This window comes from Salinispora pacifica CNR114, assembly GCF_000514775.1.
Classification (GTDB): Bacteria; Actinomycetota; Actinomycetes; order Mycobacteriales; family Micromonosporaceae; genus Micromonospora; species Micromonospora pacifica.
Genome location: NZ_AZWO01000026.1, coordinates 50,576 through 74,825, shown reverse-complemented (window position 1 = coordinate 74,825; position 24,250 = coordinate 50,576). Strand labels below are relative to the sequence as shown.

Sequence of the window (24,250 nt, the reverse complement as noted above, 5' to 3'; positions counted from 1 at the left end):
CTCGTCGCCCAGGTCGATGCGCGACTGCTTGCCCTGGGTGCCGTGCGGGATCAGCGTGTCCATGTCCGGCTTCGCGACCTGAACGGCCGCAGCAGCGGCCGGGGTGGTGTCGGTGAGGGTGGCCAGGGGGCCGGCGACGACACCGGTGGACAGGGCCAGACCAGCGATACCAAGGACGCTACGACGCAGAATCGTGTTCATCATGAGGGTTGCTCCATTCGGGGGTCGACACCCACACGCACGCCCGAAGGAAAAGGGGGGCCTTCAGGCGGCAAAGGGGCGGGTGCAAGCACCGTCCGGCGCTCAACAGAACAGGGGAGAGAGGATCCTCGGCTACCGCGGTCGGGGGGGCACGCACGGCGCCGGGTCCAGATGTAACGACCGGCGGGCCGCCAACATTCCGGGGCTCACGCACGGCTGGCATCCGCCATCGGCGGAACGCCGGCTCGGTCGTACGCATGGTGTAACGCCCTGACGGCGGCTGGGATTCCGTCACCACCGTGCCCCCGACCACACCACAATCAGGCATCAATCGGACATAAGTGAATTTTGACCTGAGAAGCCCATTCGCTTCCATAAGCGCTCAGATCGTGCCGGCCAAAATGCGTTGAGCGGCGGGTCCCCGCCGGGCGAGGCTGGGCGTTCCAGCGCCGCTCGTCTCGTTAGGGTTTCCCGTGCGTCTGCTCCGTGACCTGTGGGCCACCGCGCCTCGCCGCATGACGATCGTGGGCATCCTGGTCCTGCTCGGCGCCGGCGGTCAGGCCGCAGCCGCCGCGTTGGCCGGGCCGGTCCTGGTACACCGATCTGTCGGTGCCTTCGCCCTGCTCGCGGTGGCGCTGGTCGCCGCCGTGACCAGCGCTCTCGTGGTCAACCTGGTGCTGGCCGGGGTGACCGCCGACTGGTCCGCTGCCGTCCGGCGCCGGCTCTGCCGGGTCGCCTTCGGGCAGGACCTGCCCACCTTGGAGGCGACCCCGGTCGGCGAGCTGCTGGACCGGATCGACGGTGACGTCTATGACGTGGCCGCCGGGGTTCGATCGCAGGGTATCCGCATCGCCCAGATGCTGACTGCGGGCCTGATCTCCGCGGTTGTCGCACTGGGTGTCTGGTGGCCGGCCGGGCTGACCATGCTGCTGCTCGCCGGTGTCCTCGCCGTCGGCCTGCGCCGGCCCACCGCGCGCATCGTTCCAGCCCGGATGGCCGAGGAGGCGGCCTGGTCCGACCTCGCCGCGGTCACGGAGGAGGCTGTCCACGGCCAGGATGACGTGCGGACCAGCCTCGCCCAGCCGTACGTGCTGCGGCTCTGGGCCACCCGGGCGGCGGCCGTGCTCGCCCGAGGGATGCCGGTGTGGCGGATGTCGGCCCGGGTCACCACCACCGCGGTCGGTGTCACCAACGTCGGAATCGCCGCGGTGGTGCTCGTCGGAGCGTGGGCGCTGGCCAGCGGTCGGGTCGACGGCGCCCGGCTGACCGCCGTGTGGCTGCTCGCCATCGCTTTCGGCGCGACCGTCGAGCACGTCAGCCGGCTGGTGCCGGAGCTCCAGTACGCCCTCGGTGCCTGGGGCCGCGTACGGCTGCTGGCGGGTTCCCCACAGGAGCCGGTGGGCGGGTTGGCCCCGGTTGACGGCGAGCTGACGGTGCGGGGGCTGACCTTCCAGTACCCGCTGGCCGAGAGCAGCCGCGGGCCGGCCCTGCGCGACATCCACCTCACCTTCGCCCGGGGCCGTTCGTACGCCCTGGTCGGCCGGACCGGTTCGGGTAAGTCCACGCTGGCGAAGGTGCTCACCCGGGCGGTCGACGTGCCGGCCGGGACGGTCCGGCTCGGTGGTCGGGATCTGTGCGACATCGATGTCGAGCAGCTGCGCCGCTGGGTGGCGGTGGTGCCGCAGCGTACCGAGATCCTGGCCGGCACCCTCGCGGAGAACATCGCCCTCTTCGACCCGGACCTTCTCGACGCCGCCGCCGATGCCCTGCGCGAACTGGGCCTCGACGGGTGGGCCACCGAACTCCCCGACGGGCTGCGGACCCGGCTCGGCGAGGGTGGGCACGTCCTCTCCGCTGGTCAGGAGCAGTTGGTCGCGTTCGCCCGGATTCTGGTGCGGGACCCGCACGTGGTGATCCTGGATGAGGCGACCGCCCGGCTCGATCCGGTCACCGAGGCGCGGGTGCAGGCCGCCACCGAACGGCTGCTGCGCGACCGGATCGGCATCGTCATCGCGCACCGGCTCTCCTCGGTCCGACACTGCGACGAGGTGGTGGTGCTGGCCGACGGCGCGGTGCTGGAGGCCGGGCCGCTGCGGGAGTCGGGGCGTTTCGCCGAGCTGCTGGCCAGCAGCGACGCCATCGGCCCCGCCGCCCCCAGCGACGCCATCGCCCCGGCCGTCACTCCCGTCAGCACCAGCGTCCACGCGCCCGTCCAGGTTGGCGGCGGCCCCGGCACCGTCAGCGGTGGCGGTGTCGGCGCCGGGGTCGGGCTGCTGGACGGCCCGAAGCCGGACGCTCGGCCCGAACTCGGCCCGGTTGCCGCCGCGGCGAAGCCCATCTCGCCGCTCCCCGTGGACGTCTCGCCATCAGCCGTGGATCTCTCGCCCCCAACCGTGGACGTCTCGCCATCAGCTGTGGAGGCCTCGCCAGCGGCGGCGTCTCTGGGCCGAACGCTGCGGGAGCTCTTCCGGCTGCTCCGTAACGACCCACGGTACGGGCTGGCGTCCATGGCGCCCTTCGTGGTGCTGGTGTTGGTCGGCCTGGACGGCCCGGTGCTGCCGTGGCTCTGGGCGGACGTGGTTGACGGCGTCGGTCAGCCGTGGCTGCCGGCGCTCGGCATCGCGGCCGGGCTGCTGGCCACGCTGCCCTTCCACTGGCACACGACGCTGTGGTTCCAGAACTGGTGGGTGCGGCAGATGCTGCGGATCAACCTCCGGCTGGTGCATGGGCAGACCGGGCCCCGGCGGGTCAGCGGCTACACCCCCGCCGAGGTGGTCGCCCAGGGCGGTGACACCGAACGGGTCGTGGAGCTCGCCGACAACGTGCTGGACCAGTTCACCGGCCTGGCCCTGTTGGTGGCGATGACCGTGATCTCCGGCAGCGTCGTACCCGGACTCTTCTTCCTCGGGACGATGGTGGTGTCCGCGCTGGCGGCCGCCTTGTTCGGTCCGGCCCTGGAGCGCAGCGCACGGGCGACGGTGACGGCGCGGGCCGCGTACGCGACCGCGCTGGTCTCCGGGCTCTCCGCCGCGCGGACGGTGAAGCTGGCCGGCGCGGCCGGGCCGGTGCTCGACCACCTCGCCGCCCTGGATGCCATCCGCAGCGAGCGCCAGCGGCGGGAGATCGCCACCCAGGTGTGGTCCCGCTCCACACCGTCGGTGGTCAGCGGACTGCTACCGATCGGCGCGTGGGCGCTGTTCCTGGCCGGTGTTCTGTCGGCCGGAGCGACCCTGGTCGCCGTCTCCACCCTCGTCGCGGCGCGCTGGATCGCCTGGACCACGGCGTCGCTGCTCTCCCAGGTGCCGTCGGCTCGGGTGTGGACCCAGCGGACGGTGGCGATGACCGGGGCGCCGGCGTACTCGGCGGCGCTGCCGGGCGTTGACGCGGCCGTCGGTACCGCTCCGGCACCGCCGGCACCGGCCCGGCGCCCGCTGCGTCGGCTCGAGTTGGTCGGGTTCGGGGTCCACCACCCGGACGGGGTGGCGGCGGTCCGCGATGTCGACCTGACGATCGAACGCGGCCAGCTCGTCCTGGTGGTCGGTCCGGTCGGGTCGGGCAAGTCGTCGCTGCTGCGGGCCCTCGCCGGGATCGTGCCGCACACCGGCCGGCTGCTGTGGAACGGCGTGCCGGTGACCGAGCCGGAGCTGTTTCTCCGCCCGCACCAGGTCGGCTACGTCGGTCAGCAGCCCCGGGTGCTCTCCGGGACGGTCGCCGACAACATCACCCTCGGCTTTCCGGTGGACGTCGGCGCGGCGGTGTCGACCGCCCAGCTGGAGCCGGATCTGGCGGCCTCCGGGGCCGGCCTCGGGTTGGTCATCGGGCACAAGGGCACCCGGCTCTCGGGCGGCCAGCTACAGCGGCTCGCGCTGGCCCGTGCGCTCGCCCCGCGAAGTGAGTTGCTGGTCGCCGACGACGTCTCCTCCGCGCTGGATGTCACCACGGAGCTGGCGCTCTGGGCGGCGCTGCGACGGCACGGGGTCACGGTGCTGGGGTCGACCTCGAAACGGGCGGCGCTGCTCCGCGCCGACCACGTCCTGGTGCTGAACGACGGCCGGGTGGCCGCCCAGGGCCGTTGGGCTGAGCTGGCGGCCCGGTGGTCCCACCTGGCCGGCTGACGGGAGAGGCCCGATGCTGGGCGCGGGTGCCGGCGAGGGCCGGGACGGATGCCGGCCCCGCCCCCGCAACGGGGGCGGGGCCGGCGGGGTCCGCTCAGGCCGGGGCCAGGGCCGGCTCCTCGTGCTGGCCGGGCCGGGAGTCGGGCTCGCCCGGGTCCTCGTCGACCAGGCTCCGCCGGCCGGCGGCGTCGTACGCGGTCCGGTCCAGGGTGCCCTCCCGGGCCGCCACGATCGTCGGCACGAGAGCCTGCCCGGCGACGTTGGTCGCGGTGCGCACCATGTCCAGGATCGGGTCGATGGCCAGCAACAGGCCCGCGCCGGCCAGCGGCAGGCCGAGTGTGCTCAGCGTCAGCGTGAGCATGACGATCGCGCCGGTGAGCCCGGCGGTCGCCGCCGAGCCGACCACGGAGACGAAGGCGATCAGCAGGTAGTCGGTGACACCCAGCTGCACCCCGAAGACCTGCGCCACGAAGATTGCGGCCAGGGCCGGGTAGATCGCCGCGCAGCCGTCCATCTTCGTGGTGGCGCCGAACGGGACCGCGAACGAGGCGTACTCGCGGGGGACCCCCAGCCGCTCCACCGCGCGCTGGGTCACCGGCATGGTGCCGACCGAGGAGCGGGAGACGAAGGCCAGCTGGATCGCCGGTCCGGCGCCGGCGAAGAAGCGCAGCGGGTTGAGCCGGCCGGCGCCGAGCAGCAGCAGCGGGTAGACCACGAACAGCACGATCGCGCAGCCGACGTAGACGGCGGTGGTGAAACGGGCCAGCGGGGCCAGCAGGTCCCAGCCGTACGTGGCGACGGCGTTGCCGATCAGGCCCAGGGTCCCGATCGGGGCGAGTCGGATCACCCACCACAGCGCCTTCTGGACGATCGCCAGTAGCGCCCGGTTGAGTTCGACGAACGGCTCGGCGGGCGAGCCGACCAGCAGGGCCGCCGCGCCGATGACGAGCGCGAGGAAGACGATCTGGAGGACGTTGCCCTCGACGAACGCGCCGACCGGGTTCGTCGGGACGATGCCGGTGAGGAAGTCGGTCCAGGAGCCGGTCCTGGTCGGGGCGGTGGCGTCGGCCGTGTCCAGGGCGACCCCGCGGCCGGGGTTGGTGAGGAGCCCGAGGCCGATGCCGACGCTGACCGCGATGAGCGCGGTGGCACCGAACCAGAGGAGTGTGCGCAGCGCCAGCCGGGCGGCGTTGGCCACGCCCCGCAGACTGACCACGCTGATCACGATGGCGGTGAAGACCAGGGGTGGCACGGCGAGTTTGAGCAGCTGGACGAAGAGGCCACCGACGGTGTCGAGGCCGCTGGCCAGCCAGCTCAGCTCACCGGCCCGGGCGAGGTAGCCGAGGGCCACGCCGAGGGCGAGGCCGAGCAGGATCTGCACGGAGAAAGGGATCTTGCGCATGAAAGTCCAAGTCTGGAAGAACGAAAGGTGCGGGCGGCGTCAGCGGTGCGGCCGCGCCGGACAGACGCCGCTGGCCTGCAGTCGAAGGTCGACGTACAGGCGCACGGTGAGATTCCAGACGTTGGTCATTGCCGGACGACGTTACACCGTTCTCCGCGGTCCTGGGGAGCGACTTGCCGGTGACCCTCCCCACCAGGTTGGCTCGGGCACCTGCGACCCCGCTGGTCCGGGCGTCGATATTCTGACGCCGGAGCGTTGCCCGGGATCCGGGTCCGTTCTTCCCCCCGACCTTCCCACCCCGAAGGACTCGCGATGACCGTGGCATATCTGGTGGCTGGTGTCCGTACCCCGATCGGGAGGTACGGCGGGGCACTCGCCGGCGTCCGCCCCGACGACCTGGCCGCGCACGTGATCCGGGAGTTGGTGACGCGGCACCCGACGGTGGACTGGGCCCGGACCGACGACGTGATTCTGGGCTGCGCGAACCAGGCCGGCGAGGACAACCGCAACGTGGCCCGGATGGCGGCGCTGCTCGGCGGGCTGCCCGAGCAGGTGCCCGGCAGCACGGTCAACCGGCTCTGCGGCTCCGGCCTGGACGCCCTCGCCCTCGCGGCCCGTTCCATCGTTGCCGGCGAGGCCGACCTGGTGCTGGCCGGCGGGGTGGAGAGCATGAGCCGGGCGCCGTTCGTGCTGCCCAAGGCCGAGACCGCGTTCTCCCGTAACGCGGAGGTCTACGACACCACCATCGGCTGGCGGCTGGTGAACCCGTTGCTGGAACAGGGGTGGGGCATCGACTCGATGCCGGAGACCGCGGAGAACGTGGCCGCCGAGTACGGCGTCGCGCGGGCCACCCAGGACGAGTTCGCGTACCGCTCCCAGCAGCGTGCGGCCAAGGCGCAGGCCGACGGTCGGCTCGCCGAGGAGATCGTGCCGGTGTCGGCTCCGGCCGGTCGGCGGGGGACGACGCTGGTCGAGGTCGACGAACATCCGCGGGAGACGTCGCTGGCGAAGCTGGCCGCGCTGCCCACCCCGTTCCGGGCGGGGGGCACGATCACCGCCGGTAACTCCTCCGGCGTCAACGACGGCGCGGTGGCGCTGCTGGTGGCCTCCGAGGCGGCACTCACCCGGTACGACCTGACCCCGTTGGCCCGGGTCGTCGGCTCCGCCGCGGCCGGTGTGCCGCCGCGGGTGATGGGCGTCGGCCCGGTGCCCGCCACCCGTCGGCTCCTCGACCGGCTCGGCCTGGGGGTGGGCGACCTGGACGTGGTCGAGCTGAACGAGGCGTTCGCCGCGCAGGCGGTGGCGGTCCTGCGGGAACTGGGTCTGCCGGCGGACGCCGAGCAGGTCAACCCGAACGGGGGCGCGATCGCGTTGGGGCATCCGCTCGGCGCGAGTGGGGCCCGGCTGGCGCTGACCGCTGCCCTGGAGCTGCGGCGCCGGGGCGGCCGCCGGGCGCTGGCCACCATGTGCGTCGGGGTGGGCCAGGGCATCTCGCTGCTGTTGGAGGCGGCGGTATGACCGGCGGCCCGCCCGCACCCTCCCGCCCGCATCGACGCACGCCTACAGTTGTGGGCACCTGATGATCCGCGGGTCGGCCGGTCGCCTCCGCGTGCCCACACGCGCCCTCGACACCGGTACCCTCCCGCGTCGCGGCGACGAACTGGGGTGCAGCACTGTGCAGAAGCAGGACGGACTTCCCGCCGAGATTGACCTATCTCGCCCGAGCGCGGCCCGGGTGTATGACTACTTTCTCGGCGGGGCCCACAATTTCGAGATCGATCGGCAGCTCGCTGAGCAGATCGCCAGCATGACGCCGAACCTCGCCGGCACCATGCGCGCCGGCCGTGAGTTTCTTCGCCGCGCGGTCCGGGTGCTGCTGCACGAGGGCATCGATCAGTTCCTCGACATCGGCTCCGGCATCCCGACCGTCGGTAACGTGCACGAGGTGGCCCAGGCGGTCAACCCGAACGCCCGGATCATCTACGTCGACATCGACCCGGTCGCGGTGGCGCACAGCCGGGAACTGCTGGTGGGTAACGACCGGACCGGGGTCATCCACGCCGACCTACGCGATCCCGGGCACATCCTGGCGCAGGCCCGGGCGCTGAAGCTGCTGGACTTCGACCGACCGCTGGGCATCCTGCTCGCCGGGGTGGTGCACTTCATCGGTGACGACGATCGCCCGGGCGACATCCTCGCCACGCTCCGGGCCGCCGCCGCACCCGGAAGCTGTCTGGTGATCTCACACTCCACATTCGAGGACCAGCCGCGGGAGATGCTCGATGCCCAGCGGTTGTCAGCGCGGACCGACACCGAGATCACCCTCCGTTCCCGCGCCGAGATCACCGGTTTCTTCGGAGACTGGACCCTCCTGGAGCCGGGGGTGGTCCACATGCCGTTGTGGCGGCCGGACTCCGCCTCCGACGTGGATGACAATCCGGCGCAGTTCGGTGCCTTCGGCGGGGTTGCCCGGCACGACCAACCGGTCGGCTGATCGCGGTGGCCGTCGTCCTGGAATCGGGAGGGCGCGACCGTAGCCAGGCCGGCGCCGAGGGGTATGCCGCCGAGTGGGCCCGCGCCGTACGCCGCATCGGCTTCGTGCCGTTCAGCGCTGCGGAGACCCAGCGGCTGCTGCACCTGCACACCATCCGGCTGGCCCAGGCGATGCGCGCCGAGCCGTTCTCCCCCCAGCCCGCGGCCCAGGTCGGCCAGGCGCTGGCCGAGGCGCACCTGACCGAGCCGGGGGTGCTCGACTGGTCGATCCGGGCGCTCGGTGACCGGTTCCTCGCCCGGGTGCTGCCCGACCTGGTCGGTACGGAGGAGGTGACGACCCGGGTCGCGGCGCTGCAGGGCGCGATGGCAGCCGGATTCGCCGGCGCGCTACGGGAACGCACCTTCACCCAGCAGGAGCGGATCGCCCGCTCGGCCTGGCAGGCGCGGGACGAGGTGGAGCAGGCGTTGCGGGACAGCGAGGCCCGGTTCCGCGCGGTCTTCTCCGGTGCCGCCATCGGGATCGGCATCGGCCTGGTCGATGGCCAGATCATCGACGTCAATCAGGCCTTCGCCGACATGCTCGGCTACACGATCGAGGAGCTGCGGCGGCGTAACGTGTCGTCGCTGTTCCACCCCGACGACGCGGCCGGGATCTGGGAGCTGTACCAGGAGGTCGTCGAGGGCAAGCGGGACACCGTCCGGATCGAGAAGCGGTACTACCGTAAGGACGGCACCACGGTCTGGACCGACCTGGCGGTGTCCCTGGTCCGGTACGACGACGGCCGTCCCCGGTTCACCGTCGCGGTGGTCGAGGACATCACCGAGCGCTACGAGCTCCAGCAGCGGCTTCGGTTTCAGGCACTGCACGACCCGCTCACCGGCCTGCCCAACCGGACCCTCTTCTTCGATACCCTCGGGATGGTCTTCGACAACGCCGGCGCCGGCCGTCCGGTCGGGCTCTGCTTCCTCGATCTGGACGGGTTCAAGGCGGTCAACGACAGCCTCGGTCACGATCTGGGCGACCAACTGCTGGTGGTGATCGCCGACCGGTTGTCGGACTGCGTCGCCGGGTTCGGGCATCTGGTGGCCCGGATGGGGGGCGACGAATTCGTCATCCTGGTCGACGACGGGGAGTCCCTCGATGATGTGGTGAGCGTCGCGGAGGCCGCACTCGCGGCCGTGGCCGCACCGATTCGGATCGGTGACCACCAGCTCATGGTTTCGGCCAGCGTCGGCATCGTCGAGTGTCCGGTGCACACGACCGACCCGTCGGAGCTGATGAAGGCCGCCGACACCACGCTGTACTGGGCCAAGGCCGAGGGGCGTGGCCAATGGGCGGTCTGGGACCGGGAGCGAAGCGCGCGTGAGATCGCCCGATCCACGTTGGCCGCCGCACTGCCGGCGGCTCTGGAGCGGGATGAGTTCGTGCTGGACTACCAGCCGATCGTCTCCCTGCGGGACGGCTCGATGCTGGCCGTGGAGGCGCTCGTCCGCTGGCAGCATCCCAAGCTGGGTCGGCTTGGCCCGGCTCGGTTCGTCGGGCTGGCCGAGGAGACCGGGTTGATCGTCCAACTCGGGGAGTGGGTGCTGCGCCGGGCGTGCCGGGACGCCGCTGCCTGGCGACGCGAGGTGCCGGCGGCCCGCCTGGTCGTCAGCGTCAATCTCGCCGCGCGTCAGGTGGAACACCCCGACATCGTGGACGTGGTGGCGGAGGCGTTGACCGACAGTGGGCTCCCCGCCGAACTTCTGCAGCTGGAGCTGACCGAGAGCGCCGTGATGGGTACCGCGGGGGAGCCGCTGCGGGCGTTGCACCGGCTCGCCGGGCTGGGGGTGGGGCTGGCGATCGACGACTTCGGCACCGGCTACTCGAATCTGGCGTACCTGCGTCGGTTGCCGATCAGGTCGCTGAAGTTGGCGGGCCCGTTCGTGGAGGGACTGCGCGAGGGCGGAACCGAGCAGGCGGCCGGCCATCGGGACGAGCAGATCGTGGACGCCCTGGTGCGGCTGGCGCGGGCGCTCGGGTTGTCGGTCACCGCGGAGGCGGTGGAGACCGGGGTGCAGGCCGAGCGGCTGCGGGCACTGCGGTGTGACACCGGGCAGGGCTACTGGTTCGGGGCGCCGGGGCCGGCGGGTGAGATCACGGCCCGGCTGCGTGGGTAGCGCAGCTGAGGGCATCCCCGTCAACCGGGTGCTCGCCGCCGTGGACCGCGCGCCATGGGTGGGAGAGCGGCGCCGTGGGCGGGGAGCGGTGGCGTGGAACCCATCGGGTACGGCGGATCACCGTACGTGAGAGAGAGGTTGGGTTCCGCGCCACCGCTCCGCCGGGCGTTGCCGAGCGCCCGGCGCTGGCCCGTCCGGATCGGGCCTGGTCACCGCAGTCAGGATGCGGCCGGGGCGGGCAGTGGGGCAAATCATTTCGGGCGGCTTGTGGCCGTCCGCACCGGCCCGGAGCGCGATGGGCACCACGCGGTGTCCAGGTCGCGGAGTTAGGCTTGCGCCATGACCGTCCGTGCACCACTGACTCCCGGCACGCTCTCTCCCTGGCGACAGGTGCCCGCCCACATTCCCCGACCGGAGTACGTGGGCAAGAAAGAGCCCAAACAATGGCGTGGCTCACACGTGCAGACACCGGAGACCATCGAGCGGATGCGGGCCGCCGGGCGGTTGGCGGCGCAGGCCATCGCGCTCGCGGGCGAACACTGCAAGCCGGGGGTCTCCACCGACGAGATCGACAAGGTGGTGCACGAGTTCCTCTGCGACCACGGCGCCTACCCGTCAACGCTGGGCTACCGGGGGTTTCCCAAGTCCTGCTGCACCAGCCTGAACGAGGTGATCTGCCACGGCATCCCCGACTCGACGGTGCTTCAGGACGGCGACATCATCAACGTCGATGTCACTGCCTTCCTCGACGGGGTGCACGGCGACACCGATGCCACCTTCTGTGTGGGTGAGGTGAGCGAGGAGGTCCGGTTGCTGGTCGAGCGGACCCACAAGGCGACGATGCGCGGCATTCGGGCGGTCGCCCCCGGTCGGCAGATCAACGTGATCGGTCGGGTGATCGAGTCGTACGCGAAGCGCTTCGGCTACGGCGTGGTGCGTGACTTCACCGGGCACGGCATCGGCGAGGCCTTCCACAGCGGGCTCTATGTGCCGCACTACGACAGCCCGCGGCCCACCGACGTGATGGAGCCGGGCATGACCTTCACCATCGAGCCGATGATCACCCTCGGCACCTACCAGTACGACATGTGGGATGACGGCTGGACCGTGGTGACCAAGGACCGGAAGTGGACCGCCCAGTTCGAGCACACGATTCTCGTGACCGACGACGGCTACGAGATTCTCACCCTGCCGTGACCGAGACCCCGGCGGCGCTACGGGAGGCACACCACGCGGACGTCTCCGGCGGCTGGCTGCGACCTGCGGTTTTCGGGGCGATGGACGGACTGGTCACCAACATCGCCCTGATCGCGGGGGTGGGGGGTGGCGGGGCGTCGGCGCGTGCCGTGCTCCTCACCGGCACCGCTGGCCTGGTCGCCGGCGCCATCTCCATGGGGCTGGGGGAGTACACCAGCGTCCGGTCGGCCAACGAACAGGTCGCCGCGGAGGTGGCCAAGGAGCGGCGGGAGCTGGAACGGCACCCCGAGGTCGAGGCGCGCGAACTGGCGGACACCTGGGTGGCCCGCGGCCTGCCCCGGGAGCTCGCGACGCAGGTCGCGGAGGTGGTGCGGCGTAATCCGGAGGAGGCGCTGCGGGTGCACGTCCGGGAGGAGTTGGGCGTCAACCCGGACGACCAGCCGAGCCCGTGGGCGGCGGCCCTCTCGTCGTTTGTCTGCTTCTCCGTCGGCGCCCTGGTGCCGCTGCTGCCCTACCTGCTCGGCAGCACCAGTCTCTGGCTGGCGCTCGGCGTCGGCGGCCTCGGCCTCTTCCTGGCCGGCGCGATCGTCGCCCGGTTCACCAGCCGGCGCTGGTGGGCGGCGGGCCTGCGTCAGCTGCTGCTGGGTGGCCTCGCCGCCGCCGCGACCTTCGGGATCGGCACCCTGATCGGTGTCCAGGGCGGGCTGTAGGAGGAGCCGGTTATCCGGCGACGGGCACCAGCCGGAACATGTGGATCTTGCGGTCGCCGGCCCGCTGCACGTAGGTCTGGTAGGCCGGCCACTCGGTCACCAGCAACTGCCAGAGTCGGTCCCGCTCGGCGCCCTCGGGCGTGTCGGCGCGTACCCGAAACCGGCGCCCCTTGATGTCCACCTCGGCGTGGGGGCTGGCGAGCAGGTTCAACGCCCAGGCGGGCTGGTGGGTCTGTCCCCAGTTCGACCCGACCACCACGTAGCCGTCTCCGTCCGGCACGTACAGCAGGGGGTTGCTCCGGGGCTGGCCGGAGCGACGGCCGGTCGTGGTGATGACCAGCGACGGGAGAAGCCCGAGGGCGATCACCCGCCCGCGGCTGAGCCGCCCGACCGCGCGGTCAACCGGGACGAGGAGCCGGGCGGCGGTGCTGAACCAGCGGTGGTGGCCGACCCGGCGGGTGAGGGAACCCAGAATGGACATGGGAGCATTCTGCCGACCTGCGGCCCCAGCGGTCGACCCGAGGAACGCATCCACCGCGACCCGGGGGGCGTACCGTCGCCGAACGGGTCAGGCGGTCCTTCCGGGGAAGGGCGTGGTCAGGGGGATGTTCCCGGCGGTTCGCCGCCAGCGGGTGGCCCGCACCGCACAGTCAACCAGCGCCGCGAGCGCACGTTCCCGTTCGGCGCCGTTGGTGGCGGCCACCGCCGCCTGCCAGAATCCCGCCGTGCGTTCCTCGACGTCAACGGCGAGCCGGAGGGCGCTCGCCTCGTCGGTGACGGGGAACGGCAGGGCGTAGCCGGCCTGGTCGGCTGGGAGGCTGTCACCTGCGTCGGTGAGGTGCAGCACCAGGTCGTCTCGACGGCGCCGGTGCGCCGCCTCGGCGTCGCGGGCCGCCTCCTGGTCAGGGCCGGTCAGGCGTACGCCGATCGGGCCGTAGGCCCAGATGGCGGCGTATTCGGCGGTCAGGGCGGCGGCGTGGGCGGAGGTCGCGCCCGGGGTGGGGGTGTTCACTGCAGCGCCTCCAGGTGGCTGGCGCGGGCGGCGGCGATGCTGGCGAGCAGCGCGGCCCGCTCGGCCGGTGCGGCCAGGCAGGCCCGGGTGGCCGACTCGCCGGCTGCCCGCTCGCGTTCGCGTAGCCCGGTGAGGGTCGCGTCGGAGTTGGCGGGGGTGCTGCTGGTCGGGGTGGCCGACGGTAGGGCCACCTTGGTGATCCGGGCGAGCTCCGCCGCGTGCGCGGCGTGCGCTTCGGTGATCGGCGTCAGCCGCCCGGCCAGCGTGGGGTGCGTCGTGGCGGCGTCCCGGTAGGCCGCGGCGAGCACGAGCGCCTCGTCCACCATGGGGGCGAGTGGGTCGGGGGGTGGTTCCTGGTTGAACAGGTCACAGCCGGTGAGCGACGGTACGGCGCCACCGAGAGTCAGGAGGGCGCCTACTCGTAGCACTCTTCGTCGGGAATGTCTCATTGTTCCGTCCGGAAGTGGGTCCGGCTGCGTCGTTTTGCCCATCACCGTCCAAGTCAACACCATGTTGGCCACCTCCGCGTTGTCCGGAGTCGGTGCGCCGGCCCATCCGACTGGCGGGCAGCGCGTTACGCTCTGCGCAACCACCGGCGCGTCCGCCCCGGTGGCGTGTGGCTATGGCGACCGACCGGGCGCCGCCAACAGCAGATAGGGGCGCTAGATGAGCCAGCGTGGCCGGGCCACCGGGCCGACGGGGCGACCGCGGCGTACGGGTGGCCAGCGCAGCGCCGGTCGGGTCGGCCGCGGCGGTGATCTCGCCAGCCGGCGGGCTCGGTTGCACGAGGTCGTCGAACCAGTCATCGGTGCGGCCGGATACGACCTGGAGGAGCTGTCGATCTCCCGGGCCGGCCGGCGCCACGTGGTGCAGGTGATTGTCGACGCCGATGGCGGTATCGACCTGGACGGCGTCGCCGACGTCTCGCGGGCCGTCTCCGCCGCCCTGGACGCCGCTGAGGAGGAGCGCGGGGACCTCGTCGCCGGCGAGTACCAGCTTGAGGTCAGCTCGCCGGGCGTGTCCCGCCCGCTCACCCTCCCTCGACACTGGCGGCGGAACGCGGGCCGTCTGGTCCGGGTCATGGTGCGGGGTGGGCCGGACGTTGGCGACCGCCAGGTGACCGGCCGGGTGGTCGAGGTGGACGATGAGCAGGTGGTGTTGGAGACCGACGCCGGCCGGACGGGGTGGCGCTACGCCGAGTTGGGCCCAGGACGGGTGCAGGTCGAGTTCACCCGCCCGGGCGAGGCGGATGGCGCTGACGGCGCCGACGAGGCCGGCGATTTCGACGACGACGATGATGTGGAGGGCGAGGAGCGGTGAACATCGACCTCGCGGCGCTGCGCGCACTGGAGCGTGAGCGGGAAATCCCGTTCGACACGATCCTCGCGGCGATTGAGACCGCGCTGCTGACGGCGTACCGGCACACCGAGGGCGCGCAGCCGCACGCCCGGGTGGAGATCGACCGTAAGACGGGTGCGGCCTTGGTCTTCGCCCAGGAGGTGGAGCCCGACGGCGGTGTGGTGCGGGAGTGGGACGACACCCCGCACGACTTCGGTCGGATCGCGGCGATGACCGCCAAGCAGGTGATTCTTCAGCGGCTGCGGGAGGCCACCGACGAGGTGCACTTCGGCGAGTATGTGGGCCGGGACGGGGACCTGGTGACCGGGGTGGTCCAGGCGCACGAGGCGCGTGCCGAGAAGGGCATCGTCAGCGTGGACCTGGGCAAGCTGGAGGGGGTGCTGCCCCAGTCCGAGCAGGTCCCCGGTGAGCAGTACGCGCACGGCGAGCGGGTGCGCTGCGTCGTGGTGCACGTGGCCAAGGGCGTACGCGGTCCACAGGTGACCCTGTCCCGCTCGCACCCGGCGTTGGTGAAGAAGCTCTTCGCCCTCGAGGTGCCGGAGATCGCCGACGGCACGGTGGAGATCACCGCGATCGCCCGTGAGGCAGGTCACCGCACGAAGATCGCTGTCCGCTCCACCGCGGCGGGGGTGAACGCCAAGGGCGCCTGCATCGGGCCGATGGGGCAGCGGGTGCGGGCGGTCATGGGTGAGCTGCACGGGGAGAAGATCGACATTATTGACTGGTCGGAGGATCCGGCGGCCTTCGTCGGTAATGCGCTCTCGCCAGCCAAGGCTCTCCGGGTGGAGGTGGTTGACCTGGCCTCCCGTACCGCCCGGGTGACGGTGCCGGATTTCCAACTTTCACTGGCTATCGGGCGAGAAGGGCAGAATGCCCGGCTTGCCGCCCGACTGACTGGTTGGCGGATCGATATCCGCTCCGACGTCGAGCCGGCCCGTCCGGCGGGTGACGCGGATGTCGATCACGTCCCGGAGCCGGGCCGCGCGATCTCCGGGGGCTAGGGGTAGACTTTCCCAGTGGTACGACGCGCGCTGCCGGAGCGCACCTGTGTGGGTTGCCGGTCTCGAGCGTCAACCAAGGAACTGCTGCGGGTTGTCGCGGTGGGTGACGGGGCTGGTCACAGCCTCCGTCCCGACCCAGCCCGCAGGATGCCGGGTCGGGGGGCGCACGTGCACCCAGACCCGGCCTGCTTCACGCAGGCGGTGCGGCGTCGTGCTTTCGGGCGGGCGTTGCGCGTCACCGGGGTCCCCGACCATGGTGAGCTTGTGAAGCATCTCGATGCGCCAGCCACGACGTCCGGCCAACCCGACCGGACGCGGGTCGCTAGCAAGGTAGGACGACCGACATGAGCACACGATGAAGTCGCAGAAATGACCAGGCTTCAAGTGCACGAGTGAGGTCGCTGCGGGTGCTGCCCGCACGACCTCGGAATGAGGAGTGCAGTGGCAGGAAAGGCCCGCGTACACGAGCTCGCCAAGGAGCTCGGGGTCGAAAGCAAGACCGTTCTCGCCAAGCTCAAGGAGATGGGCGAGTTCGTGAAGTCCGCGTCCAGCACGGTCGAGGCGCCGGTCGCCCGACGGCTGCGTAACGCGTTCGTCAACAACACCGGCTCGCCCGCGCCGGCAGCTCCGCCGGCGGCGACCCCGCCGACCCCGACCCCGACTCCGACCCCTCCCCGGACCCCGACCCCGGCGCCGCCCCCGGGCGGGCCCCGCGTCACGGCCAAGCCCATGCCGCCGCGGCGGCCGGGTGCACCGACGCCCGGCCCGAAGCCCAAGGGCCCGGTTCCGGGTCCGCCGCAGTCCGCGACCCCGGCCGCCAAGCCGGCGAGCGCTCACGACATCGAGGTGGCGGCCGCCGAGGCGCGTGCCGCCGCGCTGAAGGCCGAGCAGGAAGCCGCGGTCAAGGCCGCGCAGGCTGCCCGGCAGCAGCAGCGGGAGAACGTCCGGCGGGAGCCGCCCACCGAGGGTGGTCCGCGCCCGGGTCCCCGCCCCGGCCCCGGCACGATGCCGCCCCGGCCCGGCTCTCCGGCCGCCGGACGTTCCGGCGGGCCCACTCCGGGCCCCGGTCCCCGGTCCGGCGGTCGTCCGCCGGCGCGCGGCGCCGGTAACAACCCGTTCGGCATCCAGGGCGGCCAGCAGCGTCCCCCGGCCGCCGGTGCAGGTGGCCCGCGGCCGAGCCCGGCCTCCATGCCGCCGCGGCCGAGCCCGGCCTCCATGCCGCCGCGGCCGAGCCCGGCCTCCATGCCGAGCCAGCGTCCCGGCCGCCCCGGCGGTCCCGGCTCCGGCCGTCCCGGTTCCGGCGCCGGCCGCCCCGGTGGCGGCGGTGGTGGTGGCTACCGCGGCGGCCCCGGTGGTGGCGGCGGCGGTGGTGGCTACCGCGGCGGCCCCGGTGGCGGCGGCCCCGGTGGCGGCGGCGGCGGTGGTTACCGCGGCGGCCCCGGTGGTGGCGGCGGTGGTTTCCGCGGCGGCCCGGGTGGCGGCCGTCCCGGTGGCGGCGGCCGTGGCCGCGGTGGCGGTGCCGCGGGTGCCTTCGGGCGTCCCGGTGGTCGGCCGACCCGCGGTCGCAAGTCGAAGAAGCAGCGCAGACAGGAGTTCGACAACCTGTCGGCCCCGACCATGTCCTCGGGTGCGCCCCGGGGGCAGGGTCAGACCGTCCGGTTGTCCCGCGGCGCCTCGCTGTCGGACTTCGCCGACAAGATCAACGCCAACCCGGGTTCGCTGGTCCAGGAGATGTTCAACCTGGGCGAGATGGTGACCGCGACCCAGTCCTGCTCCGACGACACCCTGCTGCTGTTGGGTGAACACCTGGGCTTTGTCGTCCAGATCGTCAGCCCGGAGGACGAGGACCGCGAGCTGCTCGCGCAGTTCAACATCGACCTGGACGCCGAGGTGGCGGAGGACCGTCTGGTCAGTCGGCCGCCGGTGGTTACCGTCATGGGCCACGTCGACCACGGTAAGACGAAGCTTCTGGACGCGATCCGGAAGGCGAACGTGGTGGCCGGCGAGGCGGGTGGCATCACCCAGCACATCGGCGCCTACCAGGTCCACGTCCCGCACGAGGACCAGGACCGGGCGATCACCTTCATCGACACCCCCGGTCACGAGGCGTTCACCGCCATGCGTGCCCGTGGCGCCCAGGTCACCGACATCGTGATCCTGGTCGTCGCGGCCGACGACGGGGTGATGCCGCAGACGATCGAGGCGTTGAACCACGCCAAGGCGGCCGACGTGCCGATCGTGGTGGCGGTCAACAAGGTCGACAAGCCGGACGCCAACCCGGACAAGGTCCGCCAACAGCTGACCGAGTACGGACTGGTCGCCGAGGAGTACGGCGGCGACACCATGTTCGTCAACGTGGCGGCCAAGCCCGGTACCGGGATCGACAGCCTGCTCGAGGCGGTGCTGCTGACCGCGGACGCGTCGCTGGAGTTGACCGCTCCGACCGACGGCCCGGCGCAGGGTGTGGCGATCGAGGCGCACCTGGACAAGGGCCGGGGCGCGGTGGCGACGGTGCTGGTGCAGAAGGGCACCCTGCGGGCGGGCGACTCGATCGTCGCCGGTGGGGCGCACGGCCGGGTTCGGGCGATGCTCGACGAGAACGGCAACCAGGTCGCCGAGGCGGGTCCATCTCGCCCGGTGCTGGTGCTGGGTCTGACCGCGGTGCCGGGGGCGGGCGACACGTTCCTGGCCGCCGAGGACGACCGCACCGTGCGGCAGATCGCCGAGCAGCGGCAGGCGCGGCGGCGGGCGGCGGCGTTCGCCAACTCCCGTGGTCGGGCCACCCTCGAGACGCTCATGGAGCAGCTCAAGGCGGGCGAGAAGACCTCGCTCAACCTGGTGCTCAAGGGCGACGTCTCCGGTTCCGTGGAGGCGCTCGAGGATGCCCTGTTCAACCTCGACATCCCCGAGGAGGTCCAGCTACGGATCATCCACCGGGGCGTTGGGGCGATCACCGAGAGCGACGTCATGCTCGCGAGCGCCTCGTCGGAGGCGGTCACGATCATCGGCTTCAACGTGCGGGCCGCCAACAAGGTCCGCGAGATGGCCGACCGCGAGGGCGTGGAGATGCGGTACTACACCGTCATCTACCAGGCCATCGAGGAAATCGAGGCGGCGCTCAAGGGCCTGCTCAAGCCGGAGTACGAGGAGGTCGAGCTGGGCACCGCGGAGGTCCGCGAGGTGTTCCGTTCGTCCAAGGTCGGCAACATCTCCGGTTGCATCGTCCGGTCGGGTCTGCTCCGACGCAACGCCAAGGCCCGGCTGCTGCGCGACGGCGCGGTGGTGGCGGACAACGTCACCATCAGTTCGCTCAAGCGGTTCAAGGACGACGCGACCGAGGTGCGCGAGGGCTTCGAGTGTGGTCTGACCCTGGCCGGTTTCAACAACGTCCAGGTCGGCGACGTGATCGAGACCTTCGAGATGCGGGAGAAGGCGCGCGCCTGATCCGGTAGGGACACAGGTCAAGGGGTTTACGCCAGACGGCGTAAACCCCTTGATCATGTCCGGCTTCGTCCGTAGTCTCCGGGACGATGTTCACCGGAACCGCGGTATTCGATCTTCTCCTGCCGGGCGACTCCCGGTCGCTGAAGGCCAAGAGGTCCTATGTTCGGCCGATCGTGTCGGCGCTGCGCCGCGTCGAGGTCTCCACCGCCGAGGTGGGGGCGCTCGACCTGCACGGGCGGGCGGAGATCGGCGTCGCGGTGGTGGCCGCGACAGCGGCGCACGTACGCGAGGTGCTCGACTCGTGTGAGCGCCTGGTCGCCACCCGTCCCGAGGTTGATCTGTTGTCGGTGCGGCGGCGACTGTACGGCGCGGACGACTGATCCACTGGCGTCGCTGCGGGGCTGCTCGGTGGGCGGTCACCGCACCGGCGACGTACGGGCGGACCGGCGGCGCGGGTAGTGTTCATGGTGATGGCCGGCGGCTTGGGCACTCCTGGTGCCCGGCGGCCGGGAGCGGTACGCCTGGAGGTGGCGAGATGTCGGATCCGGCCAAGGTGCGCCGGCACGCGGAGCGGGTGCGTGAGCTGGTGGCGTCGGTGGTACGTAGCCAGATCAAGGATCCCCGGCTTGGCATGATCACCATCACGGATGCGCGGATCACCGCTGACCTCCGCGACGCCACGGTCTTCTACACGGTGCTCGGCGACGCGGCTGCCCAGGCGAGCACCGCGGCGGCGCTGGAAAGCGCCAAGGGCATGTTGCGCAGCACCGTTGGGAAGGCGCTGGGGCTGCGCCACTCGCCGACGCTTACCTTCGTCTTGGACGATGTTCAGGACCAGGTCAAGCACATCGACGACCTGCTCGCCCAGGCCCGCCACGCGGATGCCGAGGTGCAGCGCCTCGCCACCCGGGCCGAGTACGCGGGTGAGGCCCAGCCGTACCGGCTGGAAGAGGAGCCCGAGGCCGCCGGGGACGAGGTGCTGCCGCCGGGCGGAGAGCAGCGGTGACCGATTCCGTCGCCGGGGCGCGGTCCGCGCCGGCGGAGGCCGACTGGGCGGCGGCGGTGGCCGCGGTCCGGGCAGCGCCGGCCGCGGGGCGGGTGCTGCTGGTCTGTCATGTGAACCCGGACGGCGACGCGCTCGGCAGCATGCTCGGCTTCGCTCTCGGCCTGCGTTGGCTCGGTCTGCGACAGGTGCAGGCCACCTTTCCCGGCCCGCCGCAACTCCCGGAGCCGCTGCGCGGGCTGCCCGGTGAGCAGTTGCTCGTTCCGGCGGCGGAGGCGGTTGCCGATCCGGACCTTCTGATCAGCTTCGACGCGGCGAGCGAGTCCCGGTTGGGGGAGCTGGCTGACCGGTTGACGACCGCCGGCAGCACGTTGGTGCTCGACCATCACGCGTCGAACCCCGGCTTCGGTGCGATCAATCTGGTTGACCCGCGGGCGGCGGCCACCGCGGTGCTCGTGGACGAGCTGCTCAACCGGCTGGGGGTGCCGCTCGATGCGGAGATCGCGGAGTGTCTCTACGTGGCGTTGACCACCGACACCGGTTCGTTCCGGTACGCGGCCACCACCGCGGCGGTGCACCGCTTCGCGGCCCGGCTACTCGCCACGGGCATCCGTCCCGGTGAGATCTCTCGGCGCGTCTTCGACACCCGCCCGTTCGGTGCCGTGCGGCTCTACGCCGAGGTGCTCGGTCGGGCCCAGCTGGAGCCGGCCGCTGCGGGCGGTCACGGCCTGGTGTGGACCTGGGCGAGCCAGGAGGACCTGGCCCGGCACGGGCAGCCGGCGTACGTGCTGGAGGCGCTGATCGATTCGGTGCGGTGCACGGCGGAGGCCGACGTGAGCTGCGTGGTGAAGCAGACCGCCGACGGCGAGTGGGCGGTGTCGTTGCGGAGCAAGGGCGCGGTGGACGTGAGCCGGGTGGCGATGGCGTTGGGCGGCGGAGGGCACCGGCTCGCCGCCGGCTTCACCGGCCGGGGCAGCGCCGACGAGGTGGTGGAGGCCGTCCGGCGGGAGCTGGCCGAGGCGCTACTCGCCCCGACCGGCGGTTGAGGGGTGGCCTCGCGGTGTCGGTCTGGTCAACCCCGCGGTGTCGGTCTGGTCGGCTTCGCGGCAACGGTCGGGTAGCCCTGCGGTAGCCGTCAGGTCAGCCCTGCGGTTTACTGCTGGCGGGCCTGTCGGCTGATGATCTGTCGGACAAAGTTCAGGGTCGGCTTACGGGTGTTCGGTCTTCCCGCCGTTGGTGACGGTGGGCAGAATTGCGGAATGGAACAGCCCTGTGACCTGACCATCGAGGCGCCGCGCGCCTGGGATCGTCCCGCTGTCACCGTGCCGGTGCTCGTCTGCCTGTCGTTGGTGGGTGGCCGGTTTCCCTCCTTCTCGATGGAGGCGAATCTGTGGACGCTCGGCACCGGTGGTGTCCTGATCTGGCTTGGCCTGGGTAACCGGGTGCCCCGGCGACCCGCACCGGTTCGGCTGGACGGGGGTGCGGTGTGGTGGACGTTGCCGGTGGTGGTGTTTGTGGTCTTCGAGGGGGCCACCTTCGTGGCCGCTGCCGGTGATGATTTCCCGACCTTCTCCCGGCTGGCGGATCCACTGCTGGAGGACGGGGTGATCCGTTCAGCGGGTTGGCTGGCCTGGTTGTCCGCGTTCTGGGGGATGGTGCGGCGATGATGCGGACGCTGGCGATCGGCGGTTTCCTGGTGGCGGTGGCGCTCTTTGTCGCGGTGGAGTTGGCAGCCCGCCGGGAGGGGTCCCGCATCCCCACCCTGGGTGAGGTCTGCGCGTACGTCATGCGGTACGAGGTCGGCTCGGTGCCGGTCGGCCGGATTGGGCTCTTCGGCTTCTGGTGGTGGCTGGGCTGGCACTTCCTGGCTCGTTGAGGTGCCGCTTCCGCGCTGGCCGACCACCGGCCTTCGGAGCTCTGGCTCCGCCCGGATGGTGGGAACAGCCGGCGGTGGGTGGACCTGAACGATAGCTTGGACATTGACCGATGCCGTGCTGACGGTGCTGGTCGTGAGCGGTGGGGCCGTACCCGGCGTCGTCGCTCTCCAGGGTCGGACCGACCCGGGCTCGATGCTTCGTGCGCCGCTCCGGCGACCCCGGACGTCCGCGGGTGGCAGACCTTGCCCGTGAGTTCCACCGCTGCCTTGGTGGCTCGCGCCCTGGAAGGGGTTTCCCATGCCGAACAAGCCCAAGCCCGACACCGCGGACGAGGCACGTGAGCAACTGCGCCGTGCCCTGCAGACCTCGATGGACACGCGCCAGTGACGTCGCCGAGCAGCTGACGCCCTCCCCGACGGGCGGCGCTGGCCGCCCGTCGTCCGGCGCCACGGATCGCCGGTAAGTGACTAGCCCGGTTTGCGGTCCTTACCGAGCCCGTGTCAGGATCGGCGACGATGAACCCGCCGTCCGCCCCCGCAACCCGCTCCGCCTCGCCCCGCCGGATCGCCGCGCTCGCCCTGCCCGCCCTCGTGGTGCTCGCCGCAGAGCCGCTGTACGTGCTGGTCGACACGGCGGTGGTGGGACACCTCGGCCGGGTCCCGCTCGCCGCGTTGGCGATCGGCGGCACCGTGCTGACGCTCATCGCCTGGCTGGGCACGGTCGTCGCCTACGGCACCACCGGGCGCTCCGCCCGGCGGTTCGGGGCTGGTGACCGCGCCGCCGCCGTTGCCGAGGGGGTCCAGGCCTCCTGGCTCGCGCTCGCGGTAGGGGTCTTCGTCGCGGTCGGCATGCAGGCCGGTGGCGGCGTACTCGCCCGTGCCCTCGTCGGGGCGGACAACGAGGTGGCGGAGGCCGCCGCGCAGTGGCTGCGGATCGCCGCGCTCGGCGCACCGGGGCTGCTCCTGGCCGCTGCTGGCAACGGCTGGCTGCGGGGTGTCCAGGACACCCGCCGGCCGCTGTGGTTCGTGCTCGGCCCGAGCCTGCTCTCCGCGGTGCTCTGCCCGGTGCTGGTCTATCCCGTCGGGCTCGGCCTGCCCGGATCGGCGGTGGCCAACGTCGTGGCGCAGACGATCTCTGGTGTGCTCTTCGCCGGGGCGCTGGTCGCCGAGCGGGTGGCCCTCCGCCCCCGGCCCCGGGTCCTCGCCCAGCAGCTTGTGCTCAGTCGGGACCTGCTCATCCGCGGCGTCGCCTTCCAGGCGAGTTTTCTCTCCGCCACCGCGGTGGCCGCCCGCTTTGGCGCGGCGGCGGTCGGCGCCCATCAGATCGTCCTGCAACTCTGGTTCTTCACCGCCCTGGTGCTCGACGCGCTCGCCATCGCCGCGCAGGCCCTGGTCGGCGCCGCGCTGGGGGCCGACGACGCGGCCGGCGCCCGTGGACTGGCCCGCCGGATCGGGTTGCTCGGCGCCGGCTGCGGTGTGGCGTTCGCGCTGGTCATCGCCGCTGGCGCCGGGGTCGTCCCGGGCTGGTTCAGCGCCGATGGGCAGGTCCGCGACGAGGCGATGGTGGCCTGGCCCTGGTTCGTCGCGATGTTGCCGCTGGCGGGCGTCGTCTTCGCCCTGGACGGGGTGTTGATCGGCGCGGGGGACATCCGCTACCTGCGGAACCTCACGATCGTGGCGGCGTTGGGGGGATTTCTGCCGGCCATCTGGTTGGCGTACGGACTGGACCTCGGACTCGGTGGGATCTGGGCCGGACTCACCTTCTTCGTGGTGCTCCGGTTGGCCGCCCTGCTGCTGCGCCTGCGCTCCGGTCGCTGGGCGGTCGTCGGTGCCACCCGGGCCTGAGTCGCCGGCGTGGTCGGAGCCTGAGTCTTCGGAGTGGGTCCGGGCCGCCGACCGCAGCGTGCGGGAGTGGAGCGCCGGCTAGGACGAGGCCATGCCCAGCAGGGCGTAGGTGGCCATCACCAGCCCCAGGGCCACGGCGAAGGAGACGATGAAGCCGGCTAGCTTCATCGTGTTCGGGAAGCGTTGGTACAGCCGGCGTCGGCCCTGCCACACCTGCCACCGCCGGCGCAGGGCGGCGGCACCCGGGAGCGCGAGCAGCGCCGCGGCGATCCGGTCCACAGTCGTGCGCCGCGGGGGCGGTGGGTCGAGCATCCAGGAGGGGAGGCTGGGCGGCTGCTCCGGTTGGTGCAGTCGGGGAAATCGCTGCCGGTCCTGATTCTGGTGCTGGCGTGACATTGCCTAACCCTCCCGTGGTTGATCAGCCCATTGGTA

Annotated in this window: 21 protein-coding genes and 1 pseudogene; 16 read left to right on the top strand and 6 right to left on the bottom strand. The window is 72.1% G+C overall.

Going from position 1 to position 24,250, the window contains the following annotated elements:
• Positions 1 to 201, bottom strand: a pseudogene (locus B118_RS0117245) (hypothetical protein); the annotation flags it as partial.
• Between the two features lie 473 nt (positions 202 to 674).
• On the opposite strand from B118_RS0117245, the gene B118_RS0117240 reads away from it, so the two are divergent.
• On the top strand, positions 675 to 4,316 hold the full coding sequence (locus B118_RS0117240; RefSeq protein WP_028193081.1) for an ABC transporter ATP-binding protein: 3,642 nt from the start codon (positions 675 to 677) through the stop codon (positions 4,314 to 4,316).
• Between the two features lie 94 nt (positions 4,317 to 4,410).
• Here B118_RS0117240 and B118_RS0117235 read toward each other — a convergent pair whose 3' ends face one another.
• Complete coding sequence (locus tag B118_RS0117235) at positions 4,411 to 5,718, bottom strand: dicarboxylate/amino acid:cation symporter (protein WP_028185092.1); 1,308 nt, start codon at positions 5,716 to 5,718, stop codon at positions 4,411 to 4,413.
• 312 nt (positions 5,719 to 6,030) lie between these two features.
• Between B118_RS0117235 and pcaF the strand changes: the two genes are divergently transcribed.
• The 5 genes from pcaF (at position 6,031) to B118_RS0117205 (ending at position 12,278) form a co-directional block, all read left to right on the top strand.
• Positions 6,031 to 7,236 (top strand): 3-oxoadipyl-CoA thiolase, encoded by a 1,206-nt coding sequence (gene pcaF, locus B118_RS0117225; RefSeq protein WP_028185091.1) that lies wholly within the window; start codon positions 6,031 to 6,033, stop codon positions 7,234 to 7,236.
• A gap of 157 nt (positions 7,237 to 7,393) precedes the next feature.
• Positions 7,394 to 8,212 (top strand): SAM-dependent methyltransferase, encoded by an 819-nt coding sequence (locus B118_RS0117220; protein ID WP_028185090.1) that lies wholly within the window; start codon positions 7,394 to 7,396, stop codon positions 8,210 to 8,212.
• Between the two features lie 5 nt (positions 8,213 to 8,217).
• The gene (locus tag B118_RS0117215) at positions 8,218 to 10,371 is read left to right on the top strand and encodes a putative bifunctional diguanylate cyclase/phosphodiesterase (RefSeq protein WP_018220664.1); all 2,154 of its coding nucleotides are present in this window, start codon (positions 8,218 to 8,220) and stop codon (positions 10,369 to 10,371) included.
• A gap of 339 nt (positions 10,372 to 10,710) precedes the next feature.
• Positions 10,711 to 11,568, top strand: a complete 858-nt coding sequence (gene map, locus B118_RS0117210) for a type I methionyl aminopeptidase (RefSeq protein ID WP_026185327.1) — start codon at positions 10,711 to 10,713, stop codon at positions 11,566 to 11,568.
• A complete protein-coding gene (locus tag B118_RS0117205; protein WP_018220662.1) occupies positions 11,565 to 12,278 on the top strand; it encodes a VIT1/CCC1 transporter family protein in 714 nt (237 codons plus the stop codon). Before map ends, B118_RS0117205 begins: the two co-directional genes overlap by 4 nt.
• Before the next feature lie 10 nt (positions 12,279 to 12,288).
• On the opposite strand, the gene B118_RS0117200 is transcribed toward B118_RS0117205, so the two are convergent.
• The 3 genes from B118_RS0117200 to B118_RS0117190 form a co-directional block, all read right to left on the bottom strand.
• Entirely contained in the window at positions 12,289 to 12,759 is a 471-nt protein-coding gene (locus B118_RS0117200) for a nitroreductase family deazaflavin-dependent oxidoreductase (RefSeq protein WP_018220661.1), read from the bottom strand.
• 87 nt (positions 12,760 to 12,846) lie between these two features.
• The gene (locus B118_RS0117195) at positions 12,847 to 13,290 is read right to left on the bottom strand and encodes a ferritin-like domain-containing protein (protein WP_028193080.1); all 444 of its coding nucleotides are present in this window, start codon (positions 13,288 to 13,290) and stop codon (positions 12,847 to 12,849) included.
• Positions 13,287 to 13,718 (bottom strand): hypothetical protein, encoded by a 432-nt coding sequence (locus B118_RS0117190; RefSeq protein WP_018220659.1) that lies wholly within the window; start codon positions 13,716 to 13,718, stop codon positions 13,287 to 13,289. The genes B118_RS0117195 and B118_RS0117190 overlap by 4 nt, the downstream gene beginning before the upstream one ends.
• A gap of 238 nt (positions 13,719 to 13,956) precedes the next feature.
• On the opposite strand from B118_RS0117190, the gene rimP reads away from it, so the two are divergent.
• The 10 genes from rimP to B118_RS0117135 all read left to right on the top strand — a co-directional run bounded on the left by rimP (position 13,957) and on the right by B118_RS0117135 (position 23,818).
• The gene (gene rimP / locus B118_RS0117185; protein ID WP_018220658.1) at positions 13,957 to 14,610 is read left to right on the top strand and encodes a ribosome maturation factor RimP; all 654 of its coding nucleotides are present in this window, start codon (positions 13,957 to 13,959) and stop codon (positions 14,608 to 14,610) included.
• Entirely contained in the window at positions 14,607 to 15,650 is a 1,044-nt protein-coding gene (gene nusA, locus B118_RS0117180; RefSeq protein ID WP_018219008.1) for a transcription termination factor NusA, read from the top strand. The genes rimP and nusA overlap by 4 nt, the downstream gene beginning before the upstream one ends.
• A gap of 15 nt (positions 15,651 to 15,665) precedes the next feature.
• The gene (locus B118_RS30585) at positions 15,666 to 15,998 is read left to right on the top strand and encodes a YlxR family protein (protein ID WP_026185325.1); all 333 of its coding nucleotides are present in this window, start codon (positions 15,666 to 15,668) and stop codon (positions 15,996 to 15,998) included.
• Between the two features lie 93 nt (positions 15,999 to 16,091).
• Positions 16,092 to 19,094, top strand: a complete 3,003-nt coding sequence (infB, locus tag B118_RS0117170) for a translation initiation factor IF-2 (protein ID WP_028193079.1) — start codon at positions 16,092 to 16,094, stop codon at positions 19,092 to 19,094.
• Between the two features lie 86 nt (positions 19,095 to 19,180).
• Positions 19,181 to 19,474 carry a DUF503 domain-containing protein gene (locus tag B118_RS0117165; RefSeq protein WP_018812150.1) on the top strand — a complete coding sequence of 98 codons (294 nt, stop codon included), beginning with the start codon at positions 19,181 to 19,183 and terminating at the stop codon, positions 19,472 to 19,474.
• A 155-nt stretch (positions 19,475 to 19,629) separates the two neighbouring features.
• Positions 19,630 to 20,100 carry a 30S ribosome-binding factor RbfA gene (gene rbfA, locus B118_RS0117160; protein ID WP_018220655.1) on the top strand — a complete coding sequence of 157 codons (471 nt, stop codon included), beginning with the start codon at positions 19,630 to 19,632 and terminating at the stop codon, positions 20,098 to 20,100.
• Entirely contained in the window at positions 20,097 to 21,143 is a 1,047-nt protein-coding gene (locus B118_RS0117155; RefSeq protein ID WP_018812151.1) for a DHH family phosphoesterase, read from the top strand. The genes rbfA and B118_RS0117155 overlap by 4 nt, the downstream gene beginning before the upstream one ends.
• A 213-nt stretch (positions 21,144 to 21,356) precedes the next feature.
• Positions 21,357 to 21,764: a hypothetical protein gene (locus tag B118_RS0117150; protein ID WP_018220653.1), complete on the top strand. Its 408-nt coding sequence runs from the start codon at positions 21,357 to 21,359 to the stop codon at positions 21,762 to 21,764.
• Positions 21,764 to 21,973, top strand: a complete 210-nt coding sequence (locus tag B118_RS0117145; RefSeq protein ID WP_018219014.1) for a DUF6186 family protein — start codon at positions 21,764 to 21,766, stop codon at positions 21,971 to 21,973. The genes B118_RS0117150 and B118_RS0117145 overlap by 1 nt, the downstream gene beginning before the upstream one ends.
• Before the next feature lie 516 nt (positions 21,974 to 22,489).
• Positions 22,490 to 23,818, top strand: coding sequence for an MATE family efflux transporter (locus B118_RS0117135; protein ID WP_028193078.1), 1,329 nt, complete (start codon positions 22,490 to 22,492; stop codon positions 23,816 to 23,818).
• Between the two features lie 78 nt (positions 23,819 to 23,896).
• Here the strand turns inward: B118_RS0117135 and B118_RS0117130 are convergent, their stop codons facing one another.
• Positions 23,897 to 24,214: a hypothetical protein gene (locus B118_RS0117130; RefSeq protein WP_018220651.1), complete on the bottom strand. Its 318-nt coding sequence runs from the start codon at positions 24,212 to 24,214 to the stop codon at positions 23,897 to 23,899.
• Positions 24,215 to 24,250 lie beyond the last annotated feature (36 nt).

Coding starts and splice junctions, on each gene's coding strand:
- B118_RS0117145 (WP_018219014.1), top strand. CDS start 21,764: ATGCGGACGCTGGCGATCGGCGGTTTCCTGGTGGCGGTGGCGCTCTTT.
- B118_RS0117135 (WP_028193078.1), top strand. CDS start 22,490: ATGAACCCGCCGTCCGCCCCCGCAACCCGCTCCGCCTCGCCCCGCCGG.
- rbfA (WP_018220655.1), top strand. CDS start 19,630: ATGTCGGATCCGGCCAAGGTGCGCCGGCACGCGGAGCGGGTGCGTGAG.
- rimP (WP_018220658.1), top strand. CDS start 13,957: ATGAGCCAGCGTGGCCGGGCCACCGGGCCGACGGGGCGACCGCGGCGT.
- B118_RS0117130 (WP_018220651.1), bottom strand. CDS start 24,214: ATGTCACGCCAGCACCAGAATCAGGACCGGCAGCGATTTCCCCGACTG.
- B118_RS0117165 (WP_018812150.1), top strand. CDS start 19,181: ATGTTCACCGGAACCGCGGTATTCGATCTTCTCCTGCCGGGCGACTCC.
- B118_RS0117150 (WP_018220653.1), top strand. CDS start 21,357: ATGGAACAGCCCTGTGACCTGACCATCGAGGCGCCGCGCGCCTGGGAT.
- pcaF (WP_028185091.1), top strand. CDS start 6,031: ATGACCGTGGCATATCTGGTGGCTGGTGTCCGTACCCCGATCGGGAGG.
- map (WP_026185327.1), top strand. CDS start 10,711: ATGACCGTCCGTGCACCACTGACTCCCGGCACGCTCTCTCCCTGGCGA.
- B118_RS0117200 (WP_018220661.1), bottom strand. CDS start 12,759: ATGTCCATTCTGGGTTCCCTCACCCGCCGGGTCGGCCACCACCGCTGG.
- B118_RS0117235 (WP_028185092.1), bottom strand. CDS start 5,718: ATGCGCAAGATCCCTTTCTCCGTGCAGATCCTGCTCGGCCTCGCCCTC.